The following is a 6,868-nucleotide window of genomic DNA, read 5'->3' as shown; positions in this document are numbered from 1 at the left end:
CGCGCGGGCCGGCCCGCGCCGCCCGCGCCGACCCGCGCCGGGCCGCGCCGAGCGCCCGCGGAGCGCCCCTAGACTTGATCCATGCCAGCCGACCTCCACTTCACCAAGGGCCAGGGCACCGGAAACGATTTCGTGCTCTTCACCGACCCCGACGGCGAGATCGACCTCAGCCCCACCCAGATCGCCGCGATCTGCGACCGGCATTTCGGTGTCGGGGCCGACGGCATCCTCAGGGTCGTGCGCTCGCGCAGCCTCGACGCCGGAGCTGCCGCGCTGGCCGAAGACGAGGCGGCCGAGTGGTTCATGGACTACTACAACGCCGACGGCTCGCTCTCCGAAATGTGCGGCAACGGCATCCGGGTCTACACCCGCTACCTGCTCGACAACGGTCTGGCCACCCTCGCCCCCGGCGAGACGCTGGCCATCGGCACCCGCGGCGGCGTGCGCGACGTGCAGTTGAACAAGCTGGGCTTCCAGGTCGACCTCGGCCGCTGGAAGCTCGACGGCGGCGAACCGCTCGTGCGGGCGAAGAACCTCCAGGTCGCCCGCCCTGGCCTCGGCATCAACATCGGCAATCCGCATGTGGTCGTGGCTCTGGCCGACGACGACGAGCTCGACGACGCCGACCTCACCTTCATCCCGCACCTCGAGCCCGCGCCCATCGAGGGTGCGAACGTCGAGTTCGTGGTGCCCGGCGAGCCCCTCGTGCGTGACGGCGTCGGTCACATCAGGATGCGCGTGCACGAGCGGGGGAGTGGCGAGACGCTGTCCTGCGGCACGGGCGCTGCGGCGGCAGCCCTCGCCACGCGCTACTGGGCCGGCCAGGGTGCGCCGAACAACTGGAGCGTCGCCGTTCCCGGCGGAGTGGTGGGAGTGCGGATGTTCCCCACCGAAGACGGCGAGCACGTCGCGCTCTCCGGCCCTGCGGAACTCGTCTTCGAGGGCGACCTGGCGATCTAACGACCTGGCGATCTAACGGTCTAGCGGTTCCGCACCCGAAGCACTCGGAAGGCCTTGCTGGTGGCGGTGCGCGAAACCGCGAGCGAAGGGAACTCCGCCTCGAGCCAGCGCTGCAGCGAATCCGACCCGAGGTTCTTCTGCACGACGAGCCAGGCATCCGCTCCCTCCTCCAGCCGCGGAAGCCACGTGCGCATCATCGAATGCAGCACGTCTTTTCCGACGCGGATGGGCGGATTCGACCGGATCGTCATGAATCCGAGACCATCGGGAACATCCTCAGGGCGGCAGGCGTTGATATTCTTCAGACCCATGATGTGAGAATTTCTACGAACCAGATCCAGAGCGCGCTCGTTCACGTCGACCGCCCACACCGTCGCGTGCGGTGATTCCAGGGCGAGTGAGAGTGCGATCGGCCCCCATCCGCATCCGAGATCCAGCAGATTCCCGCCGGGCGGAGGAGTGGGCACGTTCGCGAGCAGCACCTGGGTGCCGGTGTCGATCCGTTCGGGACTGAAGATGCCCGACGCCGTCGTGAGGCGGTAGGGAGCGCCGGCCAAGGTGACGTCGATCTCACGGAGGGAGAGTTCTCCCGCCGGTTGCGCAGAGAAGTAGTGCTCGCCATCCATAGAGGGAATCTAGCAAACAAGGAGGCTAGTCTTGGCTGCAATGTCAGACCACGAGACCGTTGACACGGACACCACCACCACCGACGACGTCGTCGCCCGCGTGCTGTCGAGCGCCGAGAGCCGCTCGAGCGGCTACTCGCTGTTCGCCACCGGTTCGGCGCAGGCGCTTCAGCGCCCCGATGCGATCGGAACAGCGACAGCGGATGCGTCGGGTGCCAACTACGACGGCGACCAGTTCGACCGCGAAGACCGCCAGTCGCTCCGGCGAGTGGCCGGGCTCTCCACCGAGCTCGAAGACGTCACCGAGGTCGAATACCGCCAGTTGCGGCTCGAGAACGTCGTGATCATCGGCGTCTACTCGCAGGGCACGTTGGGCGACGCGGAGAACTCGTTGCACGAGCTCGCCGCCCTCGCCGAGACCGCGGGAGCCGTCGTGCTCGACGGCCTGCTGCAGCGCCGGCCGCATCCCGACCCGAGCACCTATTTCGGAAAAGGCAAGGCCGAGGAATTGCGCGCCATCGTGCAGTCGCTCGGTGCCGACACCGTCATCGCCGACACCGAGCTGGCCCCGAGCCAGCGTCGTGCGCTCGAAGACGTGGTGAAGGTCAAGGTGATCGACCGCACGGCCGTCATCCTCGACATCTTCAGCCAGCACGCCAAGAGCCGCGAGGGCAAAGCGCAGGTCGAACTCGCGCAACTCGAATACCTCCTCCCGCGTCTTCGCGGGTGGGGCGAGTCGATGTCCCGCCAGGCCGGTGGCCAGGTGGGTGGCGCCGGCGCCGGTATGGGTTCGCGCGGACCGGGTGAGACGAAGATCGAACTCGACCGTCGCCGCATCCACACCCGGATGGCCAAGCTGCGTAAGCAGATCAAGGAGATGAAGCCGGCGCGCGATGCGAAGCGGGCCAACCGCGTGCGCAACGCCGTGCCGAGCGTCGCGATCGCCGGTTACACCAATGCCGGCAAATCGTCGTTGCTCAACCGGGTGACGAGCGCGGGCGTGCTCGTGGAGAACGCATTGTTCGCGACGCTGGATGCCACGGTGCGCAAGTCCTCGACCGCCGATGGCCGGCCGTACACGCTGGCCGACACCGTGGGTTTCGTGCGGCAACTGCCTCACCAGCTGGTCGAGGCATTCCGTTCGACCCTCGAAGAGGTGGCCGGTTCGGATGTCGTCGTGCACGTGGTCGACGGATCGCATCCCGATCCGGCGAGCCAGATCACGACGGTTCGCGACGTGCTCGGCGACGCCGGCGCCCGCGGCATCCCGGAGATCGTGGTGTTCAACAAGAGCGACCTGGTCGCGCCCGACGACCGGCTGGTGCTGCGCGGCCTCGAGCCGAACGCGATCTTCGTGTCGGCCCGAACCGGCGAAGGCATCCCGGAGCTGCTGGCGGCCATCGACGAGATGCTTCCGAGGCCGACCGTCGAGGTCGACCTGCTCGTGCCCTACGAGCGCGGTGACGTCGTGACCATGCTGCATGAGAAGAACACGGTTCTCAGCACCGATTACGAGGAGGCCGGCACTCACGTGCGGGCTCTCGTGAACCCGGAGTTCGAGGAGCGGTTGGAAGAGTTCGCGGTCACTCGCTGACCGTGCCGGAAGCCCGGGGTGCGCTGGAGCGTGCCCCGGGCTTCTTCGCGTCTGCGGGCTTCCTGTCACATTCGGTCACGGCTCTGTCGTCTCCCGCCCCCGCTTGTTAGAGTCGGGGCATTCGCTGCCGCATCCGTGGCAGCAGGAGCGACAGCCGAGCCCGGCATCCGCCCACGATGCGCCTCCCACCGGAGATGGTTCCCGGATGCGCCGTGGTCGCGTGCGGCCTCGAAGCAGCGGTCCCCCTCCGCGAGGCGTTCGGCGCACGAGCGACAGGGAGGACGACCGATGTCCACATCGTCTGCCGCGTCGTCGTCGCTCGGCTCGGAGCCCGACTGTCCCACGGTTCCGTTCTCCTTCGAACTGTTCCCGCCGCGCACCGAGCAGGCGACTCGCGCGGTGCGGGAGACGGTCGCGGTGCTCGCGGCCGCGCATCCGGAGTACATCTCGGTCACTTACGGAGCGAACGGATCGAGCCGCGATGCGTCGATCGACCTGCTGCGCCACATCCTCGACACCACGTCGGTGCGGCCGTTGGCTCATCTCACTTGCGTCGGCTCGTCGTATGCCGAGGCGACCACGGTCATCCGCGAGTTCCTCGAGGCAGGTGTCTCGAGCTTTCTCGCGCTGCGCGGCGACCCGCCCCGGGGTTCGAGCGAAGACGACGTCGTGCTGGGCGACCTGGGGAGCGCGAGCGAGTTGGTGCAGCTGATCCATCGGGTGCAGGCCGAGCGGATGCCCTACATCGAAGAAGACGTTCCTGGCCTTCCCCGGGCCTCCCGTGTCAAAGACGGACGCCGGAGGCTCGAGGTGTCGGTCGCGGCGTTCCCGAACGGGCATCCGCGGAGCAACGCCGGTTTTCACGACGTCGACGCGTTGCTCGCCAAGCAGGTCGCGGGCGCTGACTTCGCGATCACCCAACTGTTCTTCCACGCCGACGACTACCTCGGCTTCGTGGAGCGCGCCCGCGACGGCGGCGTCACGATGCCGATCGTGCCCGGCATCATGCCGGTCACCACGCCCACCCGGCTGCGGCGCATCGCGGAGCTCTCCGGTCAAGACGTTCCGGTCGACCTGATCCGTTCGCTCGAGGACGCTCCCGACGATGACGTGCGTTTCCGGATCGGGGTCGCGCACGCCTCCGATCTCGCCCGCACCGTGATCGTCGGTGGCGCCCCGTCTCTCCACCTCTACACCTTCAACCAGCACCACGCCGCACTCGCCGTCCTCCGCGAGTGCGGGCTCGTCCCCTCCCCACCGATCAAGGAATACGCATGAGCAACCAGACCTCGTTCCCTGCCGGCACCATCCTCGGCTACCCGCGCATCGGCCGTCGCCGCGAACTCAAGAAGGCCGTCGAAGCCTTCTGGGCGGGATCGATCAGCGCCGAGCAACTCGAGCGCACGGCGGCGGGCCTTCGTTCCGCCACCCGCGAGCGGCTTGTCGAGCTCGGCCTCGGCCAGAGTGACTCGTCGATCCCCGAGAGCTTCTCCTACTACGACCAGGTGCTGGATGCGGCGGTGACGGTGGGCGCCGTGCCCTCCCGCTTCGCCGACCTGGTCGACGCCGACGGGCGGATCGACCTCGCGGGCTACTTCACGATCGCACGCGGCGAGGGATCCCGGGCACCGCTCGAGATGACCAAGTGGTTCGACAGCAACTACCACTACCTCGTGCCCGAGATCGGACCGGAGACGGCCTTCTCGCTGGCGAGCGAGCGCATCCTCGACGAGTTCCTCGAGGCGAAGGCCGAAGGCTACCTCACGCGGCCCTCGATCGTGGGGCCGGTGACCTTCCTGCTGCTGAGCAAAGCGAGCGACGACGCCCCCGAGGGCTACCAGCCGCTCGATCGCCTCGCCGACCTGCTCCCGGTCTACCAGGAGCTGCTGGCGACGCTGGCCGAGGCCGGCGCCGAGTGGGTGCAGCTCGACGAGTCCGGGCTCGTCAGTGAGAGCGTCGACGTGCCGCGCGCCGTGACACTGGCGGCGGTCGAGAGCGCCTACGCGACGTTGACCACGGGGGAGCGCCCGTCGATCTTCGTGGCCTCCGCTTACAACAGTCTCGACGACGCGCTGCCGGTGCTCGTCGCATCCGGAGTCGAAGCCATCGGGCTCGACCTGGTGCGCGGATCGCTGCCGAACGCACTCGACCCCGCGCTCGGGCACCTGGGCGAGACCGTGCTGGTGGGCGGCGTCATCGACGGCCACAACATCTGGCGGGGCGACCTGGCTGCCGCCTACGACAAGCTCGAGGCACTCGGCGCGCTGACCTTCAACGTCTCGGTGTCATCGTCGACTTCGCTCTTCCACCTGCCGCACGACGTCGAGGACGAGTCGAAGCTCGACCCGCGCCTCGCGAGCTGGCTGGCCTTCGCCGACCAGAAAGTGCAACAGATCGCGACGCTCGCCCATGGACTCAGCGGAGGGCGCGTGGTCATCGAAGAGGAGCTCGATCAGGCGACCGCGGCTCTGGCCGACCGCCTGGCCGCGCCGGGTGTGCGCGACGGTGACGTGCGGTTGCGCGAAGCGGCCCTCAGCGGAGGTGACTTCGAGCGCGACGCCTACGCCGCCCGACTCGAGGCCCAGGAAGCGGCGCTCGGTTTGCCCTTCCTTCCCACCACCACGATCGGGTCGTTCCCCCAGACCGGCGACATCCGCCGGGCCCGAGCGCGTCTCGTGAAGGGCGAGCTCTCACCCGACGACTACAGCGAGCTGATGCGCGACGAGATCCGTCGCGTGGTGGAGCTGCAGGAGGAGATCGGACTCGACGTGCTCGTGCACGGGGAGCCCGAGCGCAACGACATGGTGCAGTACTTCGCCGAGAACCTCGACGGGTTCGCGGTGACCGAGAACGGCTGGGTGCAGTCCTACGGCAGCCGCTGCACGCGACCGTCGATCCTCTGGGGCGACGTGTCGCGGCCCGCCCCGATCACGGTCGACTGGTCGGTGTTCACGCAGAGCCTCACGTCGAAGCCGGTCAAGGGCATGCTCACCGGACCGGTCACCATCCTCGCCTGGTCGTTCGTGCGCGACGATCAGCCGCTCGGTGAGACCGCACGCCAGGTCGCCTTCGCGCTGCGCGACGAGATCCACGACCTGGAAGCCGCGGGCATCCCCATCGTGCAGGTCGACGAGCCGGCGCTCCGCGAGCTGCTGCCGCTGAAGAAGCGCGACCAGAACGCCTACCTCGACTGGTCGGTGGGATCGTTCAAGCTGGCGACCGCGGGGGTGCGGGCCTCGACCCAGATCCACACCCACCTCTGTTACTCGGAGTTCGGTGTGGTGATCGACGCCATCCGCAAGCTGGACGCCGACGTCACCTCCATCGAGGCGGCCCGCTCGCGCATGGAGGTCGTGCAGGACATCGAGGCGAGCGGCTTCGACCACGGGGTGGGCCCGGGCGTCTACGACATCCACTCGCCCCGCGTGCCGTCGGTCGAGGAGGTCACCGAGCTGCTGGAGAAGGCGCTCGCGTCGATCCCGGAGCGCCAGGTGTGGGTGAACCCCGACTGCGGTCTCAAGACGCGTGGCTACGACGAGACCGTTGCATCATTGCGCAACGTCTTGGAGGCCACCCGCCTGGTGCGCGCTCGCGTGGGTGTCTAGCTGCCGTGGGGCCCGTGCTTCGCGCGGGCTCCACGGGCGTCGCCGGTCCCTGCCCGGCGCCGCGCGACATGTTCGCGAGCGGT

At 68.5% G+C, this 6,868-nt stretch carries 5 protein-coding genes; 4 read left to right on the top strand and 1 reads right to left on the bottom strand.

The features are described 5' to 3' along the window. Positions 1–81 precede the first annotated feature (81 nt). On the top strand, positions 82–960 hold the full coding sequence (gene dapF, locus N1027_RS19250) for a diaminopimelate epimerase (RefSeq protein ID WP_259510337.1): 879 nt from the start codon (positions 82–84) through the stop codon (positions 958–960). A gap of 20 nt (positions 961–980) precedes the next feature. Here dapF and N1027_RS19245 read toward each other — a convergent pair whose 3' ends face one another. Continuing rightward, complete coding sequence (locus N1027_RS19245; protein ID WP_259510335.1) at positions 981–1,586, bottom strand: class I SAM-dependent methyltransferase; 606 nt, start codon at positions 1,584–1,586, stop codon at positions 981–983. Between the two features lie 40 nt (positions 1,587–1,626). Here N1027_RS19245 and hflX point away from each other — a divergent pair, with 40 nt between their 5' ends. The 3 genes from hflX to metE all read left to right on the top strand — a co-directional run bounded on the left by hflX (position 1,627) and on the right by metE (position 6,785). Then, positions 1,627–3,180: a GTPase HflX gene (gene hflX / locus N1027_RS19240; protein WP_259510333.1), complete on the top strand. Its 1,554-nt coding sequence runs from the start codon at positions 1,627–1,629 to the stop codon at positions 3,178–3,180. 288 nt (positions 3,181–3,468) lie between these two features. Beyond that, entirely contained in the window at positions 3,469–4,458 is a 990-nt protein-coding gene (locus N1027_RS19235) for a methylenetetrahydrofolate reductase (RefSeq protein ID WP_259510330.1), read from the top strand. Continuing rightward, positions 4,455–6,785, top strand: a complete 2,331-nt coding sequence (gene metE / locus N1027_RS19230; protein ID WP_259510328.1) for a 5-methyltetrahydropteroyltriglutamate--homocysteine S-methyltransferase — start codon at positions 4,455–4,457, stop codon at positions 6,783–6,785. The genes N1027_RS19235 and metE overlap by 4 nt, the downstream gene beginning before the upstream one ends. Positions 6,786–6,868 lie beyond the last annotated feature (83 nt).

Source organism: Herbiconiux aconitum, from assembly GCF_024979235.1.
Classification (GTDB): domain Bacteria; phylum Actinomycetota; class Actinomycetes; order Actinomycetales; family Microbacteriaceae; genus Herbiconiux; species Herbiconiux aconitum.
The sequence above is the reverse complement of the archived record's forward strand: the minus strand, read 5'-3'. Positions and strand labels throughout refer to the sequence as shown.

Bases quoted from the DNA above. Each gene is read 5' to 3' on its own strand.
- dapF (WP_259510337.1), top strand. From the start codon at position 82: ATGCCAGCCGACCTCCACTTCACCAAGGGCCAGGGCACCGGAAACGAT.
- N1027_RS19245 (WP_259510335.1), bottom strand. From the start codon at position 1,586: ATGGATGGCGAGCACTACTTCTCTGCGCAACCGGCGGGAGAACTCTCC.
- hflX (WP_259510333.1), top strand. From the start codon at position 1,627: ATGTCAGACCACGAGACCGTTGACACGGACACCACCACCACCGACGAC.
- N1027_RS19235 (WP_259510330.1), top strand. From the start codon at position 3,469: ATGTCCACATCGTCTGCCGCGTCGTCGTCGCTCGGCTCGGAGCCCGAC.
- metE (WP_259510328.1), top strand. From the start codon at position 4,455: ATGAGCAACCAGACCTCGTTCCCTGCCGGCACCATCCTCGGCTACCCG.